Source organism: Chryseobacterium sp. HNCC26DJ239, assembly GCF_057180445.1.
In genome coordinates, this window is record NZ_JBXUGJ010000006.1 from 211,875 (window position 1) to 227,426 (window position 15,552).

Annotated in this window: 16 protein-coding genes and 2 tRNA genes; 10 read left to right on the plus strand and 8 right to left on the minus strand. The window is 34.3% G+C overall.

Annotated features, from left to right (window positions below):
- Positions 1–12: 12 nt before the first annotated feature.
- Positions 13–1,362 carry a DNA recombination protein RmuC gene (locus AC2A1D_RS14570; protein WP_484044304.1) on the plus strand — a complete coding sequence of 450 codons (1,350 nt, stop codon included), beginning with the start codon at positions 13–15 and terminating at the stop codon, positions 1,360–1,362.
- A 62-nt stretch (positions 1,363–1,424) separates the two neighbouring features.
- Positions 1,425–2,192: a TrmH family RNA methyltransferase gene (locus AC2A1D_RS14575; protein ID WP_484044305.1), complete on the plus strand. Its 768-nt coding sequence runs from the start codon at positions 1,425–1,427 to the stop codon at positions 2,190–2,192.
- Positions 2,193–2,268: 76 nt separating this feature from the next.
- On the opposite strand, the gene AC2A1D_RS14580 is transcribed toward AC2A1D_RS14575, so the two are convergent.
- Complete coding sequence (locus AC2A1D_RS14580; RefSeq protein WP_484044306.1) at positions 2,269–2,484, minus strand: hypothetical protein; 216 nt, start codon at positions 2,482–2,484, stop codon at positions 2,269–2,271.
- A gap of 183 nt (positions 2,485–2,667) precedes the next feature.
- Here AC2A1D_RS14580 and AC2A1D_RS14585 point away from each other — a divergent pair, with 183 nt between their 5' ends.
- Both AC2A1D_RS14585 and AC2A1D_RS14590 read left to right on the plus strand, forming a co-directional pair.
- Entirely contained in the window at positions 2,668–3,837 is a 1,170-nt protein-coding gene (locus AC2A1D_RS14585; protein WP_484044307.1) for a hypothetical protein, read from the plus strand.
- Entirely contained in the window at positions 3,821–4,402 is a 582-nt protein-coding gene (locus tag AC2A1D_RS14590; RefSeq protein ID WP_484044308.1) for a hypothetical protein, read from the plus strand. The genes AC2A1D_RS14585 and AC2A1D_RS14590 overlap by 17 nt, the downstream gene beginning before the upstream one ends.
- On the opposite strand, the gene AC2A1D_RS14595 is transcribed toward AC2A1D_RS14590, so the two are convergent.
- Genes AC2A1D_RS14595 through trhO form a run of 4 tightly spaced genes read right to left on the minus strand, consistent with a single transcriptional unit; the run spans position 4,351 to position 7,830 of the window.
- Positions 4,351–4,938 carry a 5-formyltetrahydrofolate cyclo-ligase gene (locus tag AC2A1D_RS14595; RefSeq protein ID WP_484044309.1) on the minus strand — a complete coding sequence of 196 codons (588 nt, stop codon included), beginning with the start codon at positions 4,936–4,938 and terminating at the stop codon, positions 4,351–4,353. The genes AC2A1D_RS14590 and AC2A1D_RS14595 overlap by 52 nt on opposite strands.
- Positions 4,939–4,940: 2 nt before the next feature.
- Entirely contained in the window at positions 4,941–5,171 is a 231-nt protein-coding gene (locus tag AC2A1D_RS14600; protein WP_484044310.1) for a ferredoxin, read from the minus strand.
- Positions 5,172–5,225: 54 nt separating this feature from the next.
- Positions 5,226–6,470, minus strand: a complete 1,245-nt coding sequence (locus AC2A1D_RS14605; RefSeq protein ID WP_484044311.1) for a peptidase U32 family protein — start codon at positions 6,468–6,470, stop codon at positions 5,226–5,228.
- Position 6,471: 1 nt separating this feature from the next.
- Entirely contained in the window at positions 6,472–7,830 is a 1,359-nt protein-coding gene (gene trhO / locus AC2A1D_RS14610; RefSeq protein ID WP_484044312.1) for an oxygen-dependent tRNA uridine(34) hydroxylase TrhO, read from the minus strand.
- Between the two features lie 325 nt (positions 7,831–8,155).
- Between trhO and AC2A1D_RS14615 the strand changes: the two genes are divergently transcribed.
- On the plus strand, positions 8,156–9,685 hold the full coding sequence (locus AC2A1D_RS14615; RefSeq protein WP_484044313.1) for a trypsin-like peptidase domain-containing protein: 1,530 nt from the start codon (positions 8,156–8,158) through the stop codon (positions 9,683–9,685).
- Positions 9,686–9,736: 51 nt separating this feature from the next.
- Here AC2A1D_RS14615 and AC2A1D_RS14620 read toward each other — a convergent pair whose 3' ends face one another.
- The 3 genes from AC2A1D_RS14620 to AC2A1D_RS14630 all read right to left on the minus strand — a co-directional run bounded on the left by AC2A1D_RS14620 (position 9,737) and on the right by AC2A1D_RS14630 (position 13,296).
- Positions 9,737–10,174 carry a hypothetical protein gene (locus AC2A1D_RS14620; RefSeq protein WP_484044314.1) on the minus strand — a complete coding sequence of 146 codons (438 nt, stop codon included), beginning with the start codon at positions 10,172–10,174 and terminating at the stop codon, positions 9,737–9,739.
- A gap of 3 nt (positions 10,175–10,177) precedes the next feature.
- Entirely contained in the window at positions 10,178–10,558 is a 381-nt protein-coding gene (locus tag AC2A1D_RS14625) for a RidA family protein (protein WP_484044315.1), read from the minus strand.
- 116 nt (positions 10,559–10,674) lie between these two features.
- Positions 10,675–13,296 (minus strand): putative LPS assembly protein LptD, encoded by a 2,622-nt coding sequence (locus AC2A1D_RS14630; RefSeq protein ID WP_484044316.1) that lies wholly within the window; start codon positions 13,294–13,296, stop codon positions 10,675–10,677.
- Between the two features lie 53 nt (positions 13,297–13,349).
- Between AC2A1D_RS14630 and AC2A1D_RS14635 the strand changes: the two genes are divergently transcribed.
- From AC2A1D_RS14635 to AC2A1D_RS14655, 5 genes are all read left to right on the plus strand, one after another.
- On the plus strand, positions 13,350–14,633 hold the full coding sequence (locus AC2A1D_RS14635; RefSeq protein WP_484044317.1) for an N-acetylmuramoyl-L-alanine amidase family protein: 1,284 nt from the start codon (positions 13,350–13,352) through the stop codon (positions 14,631–14,633).
- Between the two features lie 54 nt (positions 14,634–14,687).
- Positions 14,688–14,759 (plus strand) — tRNA-Glu (locus AC2A1D_RS14640).
- A 14-nt stretch (positions 14,760–14,773) separates the two neighbouring features.
- Positions 14,774–15,094: a hypothetical protein gene (locus AC2A1D_RS14645; RefSeq protein ID WP_484044318.1), complete on the plus strand. Its 321-nt coding sequence runs from the start codon at positions 14,774–14,776 to the stop codon at positions 15,092–15,094.
- A 67-nt stretch (positions 15,095–15,161) separates the two neighbouring features.
- A complete protein-coding gene (rpsT, locus tag AC2A1D_RS14650; protein ID WP_484044319.1) occupies positions 15,162–15,416 on the plus strand; it encodes a 30S ribosomal protein S20 in 255 nt (84 codons plus the stop codon).
- A gap of 8 nt (positions 15,417–15,424) precedes the next feature.
- Positions 15,425–15,496: transfer RNA gene (locus AC2A1D_RS14655), tRNA-Glu, on the plus strand.
- The last annotated feature ends 56 nt before the right edge of the window (positions 15,497–15,552 follow it).

A 15,552-nucleotide genomic window follows, 5' to 3' on the forward strand; every position in this document is an offset into this window, starting at 1 on the left:
TATTTTTGAAAAATGGAACTTCTATATCTTTTCGCAGGCGTTGTTTTGGGCTTTATTGTGGCTTATTTTTTAATTAAATCTAGCTCAGTTTCGAGAAAGCAGTTTGATGAGCTCAACAATTCTTACATTCAAAATCAAGCAAATCAGGAACATTTACAACAAAAAATTCAGGAACTTAGTTTACAAGTTTCAAATGAAAAAGAAAACTATCTTCACCAAACCGACCTTTTGGATGATTTAAAAGCAGAATTTGCTAAAATTTCTGCCGAAAACACTTTTTTGAAAGCCCAAAAAGAAGAATCTAAAAAAATTCAGGAAGAAGGAAGGTTGCAGTTTGAAAATTTAGCCAATAAAATTTTAGAAGAAAAGACTGAAAAATTCACAGCTTTAAATCAAAACAACCTCAAAAATATTCTCGAACCGTTTCAGGAAAAAATTACCGACCTTAAAAATCGAGTGAACGAAGCCTACGAAAAAGAAAACAAGGAAAGATTTTCTCTTGCCGAAAAAGTAAAAGAACTCGCCTTGTTGAATCAACAAATTTCGGAAGACGCCAAAAGACTCACCAAAGCTTTAAAAGGCGAAAGCAAAACACAAGGAAATTGGGGCGAAATGATTCTGGAAAGCATACTGGAAAAATCTGGATTGGTAAAAGGAAGAGAATATTTCTTGGAACACGAACTTCGTGATGAAGACAACAAGGCGCTATTTTCAGAATTTTCGGGTAAAAAAATGCGTCCCGATGCGGTTGTAAAATATCCTGATGAAAGAAATGTAATTATTGATTCTAAAGTTTCATTAACCGCTTTTACTGAATTAGTAGACGAAACCGACGCTGAAATTTTTCAAATTAAGCAAAACCAACATTTACACTCGATTAAAAATCACATTAATCAATTAAGCCAAAAAGCGTACGACGATTACGGAAAATCTTTAGACTTCGTGATGATGTTTATTCCGAGCGAACCCGCTTATATTGCAGCGATGCAAGCCGACCAAAACTTGTGGAATTTCGCTTACGAAAGAAGGATTTTGCTTCTCAATCCGAGTAATTTAATCACTTCGCTAAAGTTGATTGCAGACCTTTGGAAAAGAGAATATCAAAACAGAAATTCGATGGAAATCGCCGAAAGAGGCGCAAAATTGTATGATAAATTTGCAGGTTTCGTAGAAAATTTAGAAAAAGTAGGAAGAAATATCGATCAGGCAAAAAATGTTTACAACGACGCCTACAAACAGCTTTACACAGGTAATGACAATTTGGTTCTTCAAACTCAGAAACTGAAAGATTTGGGCATAAAGAATAAGAAAGAGCTTCCGAATAGTTTATTGGAAGCTGGAAGTGGGATGTTGGAAGATTAGAGAATATCAATCATCTAAAAAAACTTACTTTTGCATCAAATATCATTTATCATTCATCAATTATGATTATCGAAAGTTTTCAAAACGAAAAAATAAAATACATTTCTAAACTTTTAACCGACAATCGTTTCAGAAAAAAAGCTGAAGTTTTTGTGGTGGAAGGTCAACAGGAAAACGAAAGAGCCCAGAAATATAATTTTGAACCCGTAGAATTTTATATCTGCGAAAATATTTTCAAAGGAGAAACTCCGAAGCAGAAAATCCATTTAGTGAGCGAAAAAATTTATGAAAAAATTGCATATCGTGGAAGCTCAGAAGGAATTATTGGAGTTTACAAAACAAAAGAAACTCATTTAGACACTTTTCAGCCAAAAGAAAACTCAACCATCATTATTGTTGAAGGCGTTGAAAAACCAGGAAATTTAGGTGCAATTTTGAGAAGCTGCGAAGCTTTTGGGATTGATGCCTTAATTGTTGCCGATGGTAAAACAGATTTTTACAATCCGAATGTAATCCGTTCGAGTGTGGGTTGTCTTTTTGGGATGGAAATCTTTCAGGCAGAAAATGAAGAAGTTTTTGAATTTTTGAATAGAAACCAATTCAATATTTACACAACGATAATGGACGAAAGTTCGGAAGACTTGTATAAAAGAGATTTTACTCAACGATCTGCGGTGTTATTTGGAACGGAGCACTCTGGTTTAAGTGATTTTTGGTACGGGAGAGGAAAAAACACTTTAATTCCTATGAGTGGAAGTATTGACTCGTTAAACCTAAGTAATGCGGTTGCAATTACCTGTTACGAATCTTTGAAACAGAAAAAATCGTAAGAAAACTTTCATTTTTGAACATAAAAAAACCGCTTCGCTTGGCGAAACGGTTATTTTTTTGCTTAATCGTAACTGATTAGTGAGCAGCAGCAGTTGAATCAACAGCAGCTTTAGCTGAATCAGCAGTAGCTTTTACTGAATCAGTAGCAGCAGCAGCAGTAGAATCGATAGCAGCAACAGCAGAATCTGCAGTAGCTTCAACAGAATCTTTAGCTCCTTCTGTAGATTCACCTTTTTTACAAGCAACTAATGAAATAGCAGCGATAGCAGCTACGAATAATGACTTTTTCATAATAAATTAAATTTAATTTGTTAATATTGTTTTTTAAAATCTCTTCTCTGTTCGATCATTTGAACAAGACAAAGGTATAGCAGATATATTTTTTGCATGAGAAAAATAATTGTAATAACTTTGTAAAACAGTTTTACAATTAAACAATATTGAAAATCAATACTTTAAATATATTTTTAAAAATTGACTGATCTAGATTTACTACACTTTGAGCAGCTAAAAAAGTCTGTGCAGGCTCAATATCTTACTGAATACACCCCATCCTTCGATGAAATTTCGAAATGGAAGGGTATAGACATTATATATTTCCAAGAAGATTTAAGAAAAAAGGCAAAAGGGAACATTAGCGAAAAATCTTTTTACACTTATTTTAAAACTTCTCCAGTAACTAAACTTCCTAGAATTGATATGCTCAATTTATTGAGTATTTATGCGGGTTTCGACTCTTGGTATGATTTCAAGAAACAACATCTTTTTGCTGGAGAATTACTTACCGACGACCAGGAAATTCAAGACGAAGATTTAAAAGAATTAGAAAAAACAGTTTCTGCATCTTTAAATTTAGCGGACACCACACAAAAAGCAAAAATCATCTCTCAAAATGAGATAGTTTCAACCGATTTACAAAAATCAAATACTGAAAATCAAACAATTACGGAAAATGCTAAAATTTTAGAGAATACAACTATTGCAACTCATAATCCACCGAAAAAAAATCACCAAAGAGCAATTTGGATTGCAGTAAGTTCTGTTTTTGTGATTTTGTTGGGGCTTTTAGGATTTAAAGATGAAATTTTTCAAAAAACTTACAAATATCACTTTACCGATGCCGATAGAAATTTAAAAGTTCAAAGCGACATCGAGATTAAGGTAATAAAAGAAAACGAGTCGCCAATTTTATACAGAATAAAACCTGGAGAATCTTTTGTATATTCATCAAAAGACAAAACATTAAAAATGCAGATAAGTTCGGCGGTGTATGAAAATCTAGAAGTAAACAGAAATCTCGAAAATGCACCAGAGGTTGAAACGATCGAGCTTAAGCCAGACGATTATAAAATGGCGCTTTATTATTTCTCTATTAAAGACATTAAAGGCGCTAATTCGGAACAGCTTATTAAGCAAAAAAGAAAGCAATTAGAAAACTTAATCAGCAATTCTGCGGTGATTACTCAGGTGTACGACAACGACATTTATGGGTTAGAAACCTTAGATAAGGATGACTACATTACTTTAATGACCACTCCTACCACATCTCTTAAGAACTTAAATGTTATCGAAATGAAAAAAGATAACACCGGAAAAATAGTATCCATAAAATTTAAAATCTCAAACAATGAAAATAACCAGTAACTTTTTGTTTTTGACGATTATGATCGGTATCACTCTTCTTGCCTGCAAAAAGAATGAAGAAACCGCCGCAATAAGCGACCTAGATAAATTGAGAAACACTGAAAACATCTCTGTAAAAATGGATAGCACACAAGCTATCAATGCAATAACTTTGCAGAAAGTTCAGGATGTACTCGACCTCTCTACTTTATATCTTTCGGGGAATAAAAAAACAGAAATAGATCAAGCTATCTACTCGAAAATAGAAAAATATTTTGAGAAGTCTGATTCTGCAACGTTTAAAGATCTTTTTAAAGAACTCGAAAGCCTGCAGGTAAAGAAAATTAAGGTAAGCAACATCAATGTTTTTCAGCACATTAAAGAAAAAGACACACTTGATTTTGCCAAATTCAACGTAGAATATTTTGGTGCAAAAAACAAGTCAATTGGTGTTTTCGAGAAAAATGCACAATATACTTTGGTATCAAAACCGGATCAAAATAAAGGTGAATTTAAATTTTACTTCGTAAAATTCTACTCAGAAGCACCTGAAAAAGACAGTACATCGGTAGGCGTTACCAAATAGTCTAGCGGAATATCTTTTTCCCAGACGTCATCAATATCCACATCGGGGTTAAAATAATTAACTCCGATTTTCTTGGTATTCGGCGAAACTGTTTCAAAAAAACCATCATAAAAGCCTTTTCCATAACCTACTCTATTCCCCTTTTTGTCGCAATACAATAGCGGTGCGATAACAAAATCGAAATCGATAACACCAGAATCTTCGTTAGAAACAGGTTCTACAATATTCCATAAATTTTCTTCAAACTTTGTATTTCTAAAAATTTCGACTGAAATTAACTCTTCACCCACCATTTTTGGAACAAATACACGAATGTGATGCATCAAAAAATAATCAATAAAAACCTGAGTATCAACCTCTTTAAACTTTTCTATTGGAATAAAAATATGTACTTTCTGACCAGAAATCGGTTGAAAAAAAGCAAGAAAGCGATTGAAAATATCTTTTGATAACAAGAAAGCCTCATCTTTCGACAAGGCCATTCTTTTTTTTTTATAGATTGCTCTAAGCTCTTTTTTTGTAAGTGAAAGACTCATAATTAAATCATTTTTACTGATATAATATTTACCGGACAAGCTTTTGCGGCTTTTTCACAAGGTTCAAAAGCATCGTGCTGCGGTATTTTGATGGTAAAAAAACCTTTCTTATCCATCGATTTCAATAACACAGATTTGCCATCTTTCTTAGACATTCTAAAAAATTCCGGAGCAAATTCCGCGCAATAATTACAGCCGATACATTTATCTCTTTGAAGGGTTACAATGACCATTTTTGTGAAGATACTAAGAAAAAACAAGTTTTTACACTCTGCTTTCTGTTAAAATTACGCTTGAACTATTTTATACAATCTATCTGAAGGTCTTACTCTAAAATCAGTTTTAAAAGTAATTACATCCGCTTTGGAAGCTTTCTGTGCTTCAGGTTTTTGATCAACCATCATGGTTTCAACCAACATTTCTTGCGAACCGGTTGTTGGCCCTTGAATTAAAACACGATCTCCAACCGTTAAATCATACGCTTCAATAATAAATTCAGCAACGTTTGATTTTGGATAAAAATGACGCCCTTTCCCGATGTAAACTTTCTTTTGAGTTGCACTAGAACCAGAATTATCCGACCACTCGCCTAATTCCTGACCCAAATAATAACCGCTCCAAAAACCTCGATTATACACCGTTTCCAACTGCGACATCCATTCTTCAACTTTTTCAGGGGAGAAAGTTCCTTCCGCAATAGAATCTATCGCTTCTCTGTATGCTTTCACAACTGTTGCAACATATTCAGGAGCTCTTCCGCGGCCTTCAATTTTTAAAACTTGTACACCTGCGTCTACAATTTGGTTAAGAAAACCGATAGTACAAAGATCTTTTGGCGACATCATGTACTCGTTATCGATTTCGATTTCAAAACCAGTTTCCTGATCGATTACGGTATATTTTTTTCTGCAATTTTGCTTACACGCGCCTCTGTTTGCCGATGAATTTGAGGAATGTAAACTCAAATAACATTTCCCAGAAACCGCCATGCAAAGCGCACCATGTCCAAAGATTTCGATTTCAACTAAATTTCCGGAAGGACCTTTAATTTCTTCTTTGGCAATTTGATCACAGATTTTTTTAATCTGAGTAATGCTCAACTCTCTACTCATCACCATTGTATCAGCAAAAAGTGCATAAAACTTCAATGTTTCTATATTGGTGATGTTAATTTGGGTAGAAATATGAACTTCCATCCCAATCTGTCTCGCATACGAAATCACCGCTTGATCCATCGCAATTACGGCTGTGATATGAGCTGCTTTTGCTTTATCTAAAACGATTTTTATGATAGAAAGGTCGTGATCGTAAATAATTGTATTCAGAGTAAGATACGTTCTCACGCCTTTTTCAGAACATCTTTTAGCAATTTCAGGAAGATCATCGATGGTAAAATTCATCGATGCTCTCGCTCTCATATTAAGCTGTTCAACTCCAAAGTAAATTGAATCTGCACCATTATCTAAAGCCGCCTGCATTGATGTAAAATCTCCAGCAGGAGCCATCAATTCTATTCTTCCGCTTTTCGTCATCTTAGTCTTCTAAAATTTTATATAATTTGTCTGACAAACGAATTCTAAACGGCAACTCAAACGTAATTTGTTCACCTACTTTTGCAGTGTTGCTAAATTCTCCGTTTACAAAAATCTGAGTGATAGTTACTTCCTGTTCTCCCGTTGTAGGACCAGAAATCAAAATTTTATCCCCTACAGAAAGTTCTCCGTTTTCAATTAAAAATTGTGCAATTTTAGATTTAGAATAGTAATGTTCGGCTTTTCCGATTAAAGTTTTCTTTACTTTAATTTTTTGGCGAATATCTTTTGTTTCAGCTTTTGCTAAAGGTTGGGTTGATAAATCTCCAGAATGTTTGAATTTCAAAGCTTCAGATTTTCCTTTTCTGAACACTTTATTTCCAACTTGCAAACCTTTTCTCAGTTTCACTTGCTCATCGTAAGGTAAATGAATGGTTTCCTGACATTCTGTAGAACAGCAGTTTTCCATCGCCGCTTTACATTCATCACACTGAATAAACAGCAAATGACAAGCATCGTTCGCACAATTCGTATGATTATCACAAGGTTTACCACATTGGTGACATTGCGAAATAATATCGTCCGTAATTCTTTCTCCTAAACGATGATCGAACACGAAATTTTTTCCGATGAACTTACTTTCAATGTTTTCTTCTTTGATTTGACGGGTATACTCAATAATACCGCCTTCCAACTGGAAAACATTTTTAAAACCTTGATGTTTGAAGTAAGCACTCGCTTTTTCGCAACGAATACCTCCTGTACAATACATCAAAAGGTTTTTATCTTCTTTGAAATCTTGCAATTGCTCATTAATAATTGGCAAACTTTCTCTGAAGTTTTCAACATCGGGTGTAATTGCTCCTTCAAAATGCCCAACTTCGCTTTCGTAATGGTTTCTAAAATCTACTACAATCGTGTTGGGATCGCTCAACATATCGTTGAATTCTTGAGCTTTAAGGTGAATTCCTTTATTGGTAACATCAAAAGTCTCATCATTCAAACCGTCTGCAACGATTTTGTGTCTTACTTTGATGGTTAATTTTAAAAATGAGTGATTATCTTGCTCTACAGCGACATTCAGACGTATGCCTTTCATGAAATCGTAAGCTTCCAGCGTATCACGAAATGCCTCAAAATGATCTGCAGGAACGCTCATTTGAGCATTAATTCCTTCGTGAGCAACATAGATACGACCAAGTGCATCAAGTGCGTTCCAGGCTATAAATAAATCGTCGCGAAACTTTTTTGGATCTTCAATTTTGGCGTACGCATAGAAAGATAGAGTAAGGCGCTCTTGTCCGGCCTCATCAATTAATCGAGCTCTTTCTTCTGCGCTTAAGGTGTTGTACAGTTGCATGCTATAAACGTTTTAAGTGAGAAAAATTTTTGCAAAGGTAAACATTTTATAATATTTTTAAAATATGCTTTTTTTATGACTTTTGATCGTACCTTTATTTAACTTTTTGTCGCATTTTCATCTATAACTATGACAAATTGACTTTAAACTATTTTTAAGTTTTGTTAAACATTCAATTAAATTATGACATAAACTATAAAATGATATAACTCTCGTTAAATTTTAGTTAAAAGTGAAACACTTAAGATAAAATAAATACTTATTTAGCATTAAATTTGTTCAGATAAAAAACAACACAATAATTATAAATTAAAGAAGATATACAATGAAGAGTACATTAAAAAAACTATTACCTTTTGCAGTCGTGGGAGTAATCTCAGGAGCTACAACAGTTGGTGTACAACAATATTTTAATGATGGCACTGGCGTGAATGACCAATCTTATTTTACAAAATCTGGTAACTCATCTTTTGTGGGAATGAATACTGCCGCTGTTGGTGACGACTTTACTAAAGCAGCAAAAACAACAGTTCCTGCAGTGGTAACCATTAAAAACTACCAAAACAGATCTGCAAGCAGAGCTTCAGAACAAGATATGTTTGATTTTTTCTTCGGAGATCCATTTGGAGGAAGAGGACAAAACAGACAAAGACAACAGCAACAAACACCAGAAAATATGCCTTCTGGAATGGGTTCTGGGGTAATTATTTCGCCTGATGGTTATATTATTTCTAACAACCACGTTGTAGCAGGAGCAAATAAATTGGAAGTTGTCTTGAGCAACAAAAAATCTTACATCGCAACTTTGGTAGGGACCGACCCAAATACAGATATTTCTCTTTTAAAAATTGAAGAAAAGGGTCTTCCTTATTTAAATTTTGCTAATTCTGACAACATCGAAGTAGGACAATGGGTTTTAGCGGTAGGAAATCCTCTAGGATTAAACTCTACTGTTACGGCAGGAATTGTTTCCGCTAAAGGAAGAGGAATTGGGATCTTGAGTTCTCAAGGAAAAGCATCTAACCCGATTGAAAGCTTCATTCAGACTGATGCGGCGATTAACCCCGGAAATTCTGGAGGAGCTTTAGTAAATGCTGTAGGAGAACTTATCGGGATCAACTCTGCGATTCAGTCTACGACAGGATATTATCAAGGATATGGTTTTGCCGTACCAGCAAATTTGGCGAGAAAAATTGTTGAAGACATTAAGAAATTCGGTATTGTACAAAGAGGTTTCTTAGGTGTAATGACATTAGATTTATCTAACGATCAACTCGTAGCAGCTTACAATAAAGAGCAAAAAACCAACCTTAAATCTGGAAACGGAATGTATGTAACTGGTTTCTCTGAAAACAGTGGCGCAGAAGATGGTGGTATTAAAAAAGGAGATATCATTACTAAAATTGATACATATCCAATTACAGATTTTGCCGATCTTTCAGCTGCCGTTGGAAGCAAAAGACCAGGAGACAGAGTATTGGTAACCTATTCTAGAAATGGTAAAGAATACTCAACAACGGTAACTCTTAGAGATCAAAAAGGAGGAACTTCTACCAGAACAAAAGCAGATTTAAGCGTAAGCGAAAAAATTGGTTCAGATTTTAAAGAGCTTAGCGAAAGATTTAAAACAGATTATGGTTTGAATAGCGGAGTTATCGCAAGCAACGTAATTGAAGGTGGAGAAATGGCTAAAATTGGCATCGTAGACAATTATATCGTTATCGAAATCAACGGTAAACCAGTAAACTCACAAAATGATGTAGAAAAAATTCTAAACAACTATAAAGGAAACGTACAAGTGAAATTTGTAGATGAATACGGAAGAATCTACACGAAAGGATTTAAAATGCCCTAATTTTCATTAGATTTAAATAGAAATCGCCTCAATTGAATTGAGGCGATTTTTTTATGCTTTTTTAAGTTTTTTCTTATTCCTTTCGTAGATAACTGAAACAATTTTTCCGCCAATCCAGGAAAAAGGAAAAAAAGTAAGGAAAATACTTATCTTATAAAAAGTGGGATGATAAGGATATATAATAACATCTAGCATCGCAATAAACAACATAATGAAGCCAATTAAAATAGCATAAGCCACTTTTGCATACTTCACGATCATTGCAGAAATTACACCGCCAACTGTAGTACCCAAACCAGAAATAAAGAGTAAGAAAACAAAGAAACCATCGTCTCCTTTCATGCTCTCTAAAAATTTTCGCCAATGCTCAAACGGAGCAAAAGCTTCGAAAGTAACCCATTGGGGAAACGCTCTTATACCAAGAGTAATAATAAGACCCGCAATTGCAAGTCCCACTAATACCGCCAATGTATTTCTTAAAAAGTTCATTTTTTAACCTTGATGCGCGATCATTGAGATTTCAATATCAACATTTTTTGGAAGACAAGAAACCTGAACCGTTTCTCTTGCCGGGAAGCTTTCAGCATCTAAATACGAAGCATAAATATCATTCATCACAGCAAAATCGTCCATACTTTTAAGGAAAATAGTAGCTTTTACCACGTTTTTGAAAGTCATACCCGCTTCCGTAAGAATTGCTTCTAAGTTTTTCATTACCTGATGCGTTTCTTTCTCAATTCCTTCTACAAGCTTTCCAGTTGCAGGATCTACTGGGATTTGACCAGAAATATACAATACGCCATTGGCAAGATTTGCCTGCGAATAAGGACCGATTGCTGCAGGAGCATTTTCAGTGTTGATAATTGTTTTCATTATTTAGATTTATTATTTCAATTGATTTTAAAGAATATGTCTTACTTTAAAACCTTTAATTTTTAACCTTTAATTGGCTGCAAATATAAAGTTTCTATTTCAATTAAAATATGATTTTAGAACGGCGAATTTGGCTGCGTGAAACTTCTGTCTTTATACTTCAGTGCATCACTTAAGATATTTGCTCTAATACCGATGAAGAAATCATACACTTTATATTTCCCAAAAGGAACCCAGTTGAAATTGATAGAAAAACTTCGTTGATCTCTGGCAAAACCAATTCTTGTGTAAGCTAGTTTGCCGGTAATCATATCGTAGTGGGTGCTTCCATTAATCGTCCAAAAGGGGGTAAGTTTCATATTTCCATCAAGACCTACGGAAGCAATCTTTGTTGGTGTTCTTGATAAAGTTTTGGTGTAGGCATAACTTGCGTTAATATTCAAACTCCATGATTGGTCGAAATGAGCATAATTATCATCATCAAAGTAATAATTTTCGTTTCGTATTTCTCCTTTCTTATCGTAGAGTTTTTTATAGTCTTTTTTCTCTCCTTTTTTATTAAAAATATCGCTCGTTAAAGGATAAGACATCTGCATATTAAAACCTTGTACACTGAAGGTGCCGAAATCTTCTGTTCTAATCCCAGTATCTTGTCCTGGTAAGTACAAAATTTTGTAAGGCTCTATTGCTAAACTCGTATTAAGACTTAATTTACTATTAAAAAGAGAAGTTTGCCCATTTACCGTAATTACAGAAAAAGGGTGAGATTCTGCAAGGAAGTTGTAGTTTCCGGAAACGTTTAAAGATTCAAAAATCTTAACTTTCTTCACTCCGGTAGAATCGCTTTTAGATTTTACTTTCATCTCGATATTGTTCGAAATATTATATCCTAAAGCTCCTGTTTCTCCAGAAGACGGACTTCCGACAATACCCTTATCAAAAATAGAATACGGGGTTAAAGCGCCAGTCGCATCGTAATAATTTTTATAATAACCGAAACCAGCAGAACCAAAATTAGGAGCATAAGAAAAGCTTAAGCTTGGCATCATCATATGACGAATAGCCTCTACAACCCCTCCTTTTTTAAAGTTTGCTTGTCCATAAAGAGTAGTCTGCAAAGAAGCGCTGGTACTAAAAGTAGAATATCCTGCTACTTTTTTATTGATTTGCTCTACAGTTGCATTTTCAACAGGGTCATAATATTTAGTTAATGTTTTTGTCGTTAAAGCATTATCGATAGTAGCACCCAAGCTAAAAGTAAAATATTTTGCGATGGTTGTATTAGTTCCTAGAGTAATATTGTTTTTAACACCAGTTTGCAGTTTGTCCCACATGGCCTGGGTAAACAATTCTCCTTCTCCTGTGCTTACTGAATTGGTAAGGTTAATCCCTGTGTTTACGGTAATATTCTCCAGTAAACCTTGTCTAACCCCTGTTTTAGATCCAAATAAATAAAACTGATTAATCGCCACATTCATTTGAGGAAGACGAAGATCTGCTAAACCAGTTGCAAAATTCTGATTGTAAGAAGCTGTACCGGTAATAGAAATTGGTAAAGTCAAAAATCTTTTGGTAAGCGTAAGAGTAGAGTTCTGCTGAGTTTTAAGAACACTCTCGTTCAAAATATAGCTATTATTAACTGTATTATTGTAAAAAGTTTGACTGGTAACGTCTACCGATGCAGAAAAAGTTAGAAAAGGATTCGCTTTAGTATCCTGAGTGTGCCTCCATGCGATTCTGTAAGTTCCCGTTTTACTGTAATCATCCAATCCTTTTATTCCCCGAACTGTGGTTCCTACATCTGCAGAAAAGTTCCCACTGTAACGATATTTTTTTATATAGTTCATTTCGGGGCGCAAGTTCCAGCTTCCTTTGGTATAAATATCCGCCAGAATCTTCAAGTCGAAATGCTCTCCAATGGGTTGATAATATCCTAAACCGTTCAAGAAAAACCCTACATCTTCTCTTTCTCCAAAACTCGGAATCAAAATTCCCGCAGAACGCTTGTCGGAGAATGGCAAAATAGCGAAAGGCAAAACCAAAGGTGTAGGAACATCCTCAATGTACATTTGGCCAGGCCCTACTATTAAAGTAGAACTGCTTTTCCCTTTTTTCATCTTTATATAAGATGCCAAAATATGATAATCGGGTCTTGTATCTTTTTTATCGATATAATATTTATCTGTTGTAAACTCTGCATGTCTCATCACAAAAACAGAGTCATTGTACTTTTTAGTTCTTATTGCAACAATTAAACCTTCACTTTCTTCTGTTCTTGCGTTATACGCCATCGCCTGCTTTGTCTTGGTGTTGTAATTGAAGCTTTCTACTTCATACTTTTTCCCACCCTGATTTACTTGTACAAGCTCTTTATATTTTCCTAGAGAATCTAGTTTACCACGTGCATAGACTAGGTTTTTTTCCTCATCAATGGAGATATAATCTGCATCAATCTGCATATCTTGATACTTTACCTGCGCATTTTGGTTAAGGTAAATCATTTTATTAGGGAAATCTCTTCTTCTGAAATCTGCTTTTGTACGTAAAACATCTTCCAAAGATTCTTTTGGAAGGGCTATCGTATCCTTTTTTTTGATGGTATCATTCGCTACAACAGTAGGAATATTCTTTATCTCACTATTTTTATCCAATTTTTCCGGCGTTTTTTGTGCTAAAAAATTGTTAAAAATTAGGATAATTAGAATTTGTAATATATTTTTGAAGACGGTTTTGTCCAATTTTTGCTATGTATAATTTGGTTCAAAATTAATATAATTTTTAAAACTGAAAGATGTACCAATCAAATTTTAAAATAATTTTAGCATTTCTTTTTTTAGTTTTCTCCAATATTGCTTTTTCTCAAAAAAAATTCACCATCGTACTTGATGCTGGACATGGAGGAAGCGACCATGGAGCGAACCGTACCTATAGTGACATTGGTCACATTGCTGAAAAGGACGTCACATTGGCGATCACCCTAAAATTAGGAGCCAGATTAGAAAAGAATAAAGATTTCAAAATCATCTACACTCGTAAGATTGATGAATATCCATCTTTATCAGACCGAACCAATCTTGCCAATAAAAGCAAAGCAGATCTTTTCATCTCTATTCACTGTAACTCTTCCGCGAGACCAACTGCTTACGGAACGGAAACATTTGTACAAGGACCAAACCAAAACGACGAAAACCTTGAAGTGGCAAAACGTGAAAACGACGTGATTTATTTAGATGAAAAGGATAAACAAACCTTCGGTTCTTATAATCCCAACTCGCCTGAATCTTTAATTGCCTTAAAACTTCAGCAAAGCAAATATCTAGAAGCCAGTACGCTTTTGGGTGGTTTGGTAGAAGATAATTTCGTAAATAAAGATAAAAGATTTTCTCGAGGCGTATTCCAAAAAAACCTTCACGTACTTAGAATGAATGCAATGCCTTCCGTTTTAATTGAAACAGGTTTTATTAACCATCCTGAAGAAAGTCACTATTTAGCATCAGATAAAGGACAGGAAGAAATTGCAGAAAGTATCTATAATGCAATTATCGATTATAAAAAAGCATACGACAGAAAAACCGGAAACCTTTCTAAGAAACAGGAGCCAGAAAAACCAGCAGAAGTTCCACTGAAAAACGACTTCAGAATTTTGTTGATGACCACCCAAACAAAATATAACGACGGAGATCCTGCTTTAAGAGGTTTAAACTATATTTTACCTATTAAGGAAGGAGGTACTTACAAATATTACTATAGCGTAACCAACATGGCCTCTATTAGAGATCAAAACATTAAAACTGCAAAAGATGCCGGATTCAAAAATGCATATGCAGTAGGTTTTATGCCAGATCAAAAACTAAGTACAGGATATTACAATATCGAAGTATATGTTGGTAAAGACAAACTGAGCAGCAATTCTCCTATTCTTTTAAATTTAAAAGATGTTGAAAGAAATAAGGTAAACGGTGTCTTTTACTACACTTATGGAAAAGTTTACACCTTGGAAGACGCTGTAAAACTTCAGAAAGACCTTGAAGCAAAGGGAATTAAAAATACTACAATACAAAAAATGTATAAATAGTAGAAAAATTTTGAAATGTAAAAGATAATTTATATTTTTGCATCCTCAAAATTTGGCCTATTCGTCTAGTGGTTAGGACTCAAGGTTTTCATCCTTGCAACAGGAGTTCGATTCTCCTATAGGCTACAAAATTTCAGACCATGCCGGATTTTAAAATACAGGAAGCCATGCTTCTTTTTAAGAAAATCCAGTCAGACCCAAAAAGTTATGATTTAAAAATCTATGAAGATGGGATATCAGGCAGTGATGAAAAAATAAGTTTCAGACTAAAAAGGGAACGCGAAAGAATAAATTTTGAAGTTACAATTGATGATTTAACTTTCACGAATACCACTGGTGACTGGACGAACGCTATGATTATGCTTACGAGCACAATCAAAAAATTTGAAAGAGAAAACGATAATTTAAAAATAGAACTCGCAAGAGAAAAGCTTAAAAAATATTTATCTGAAGAAAATTAAAAATTTTTGAAAATAAATTTGGCAGATAAAAAAATATGTTTTACTTTTGCACTCACATTTGAACGATATGGCAAATCATAAATCAGCACTTAAGAGAATCAGACAAAACGAAGTAAGAAGACTTCGTAACAGATACTACCACAAGACAGCAAGAACTGCAATGAAAGTCTTGAGAAATGAAGAAGATAAAGCAGCTGCATCTGAGCAATTGCCGAAAGTTATCTCTTTATTGGATAAATTAGCTAAGAAAAACATTATTCACAAGAATAAGGCTGCTAATTTGAAAAGCAAATTAACTAAGCACGTTAACAAGTTAGCGTAAAAATAGTTGGCCCGTTCGTCTATCGGTTAGGACCTCAGATTTTCATTCTGGTAAGAGGGGTTCGATTCCCCTACGGGCTACTTAATTTAAGAGTTGATACTTATAAAAACAAAATCTAACACATAATCTTCGGATT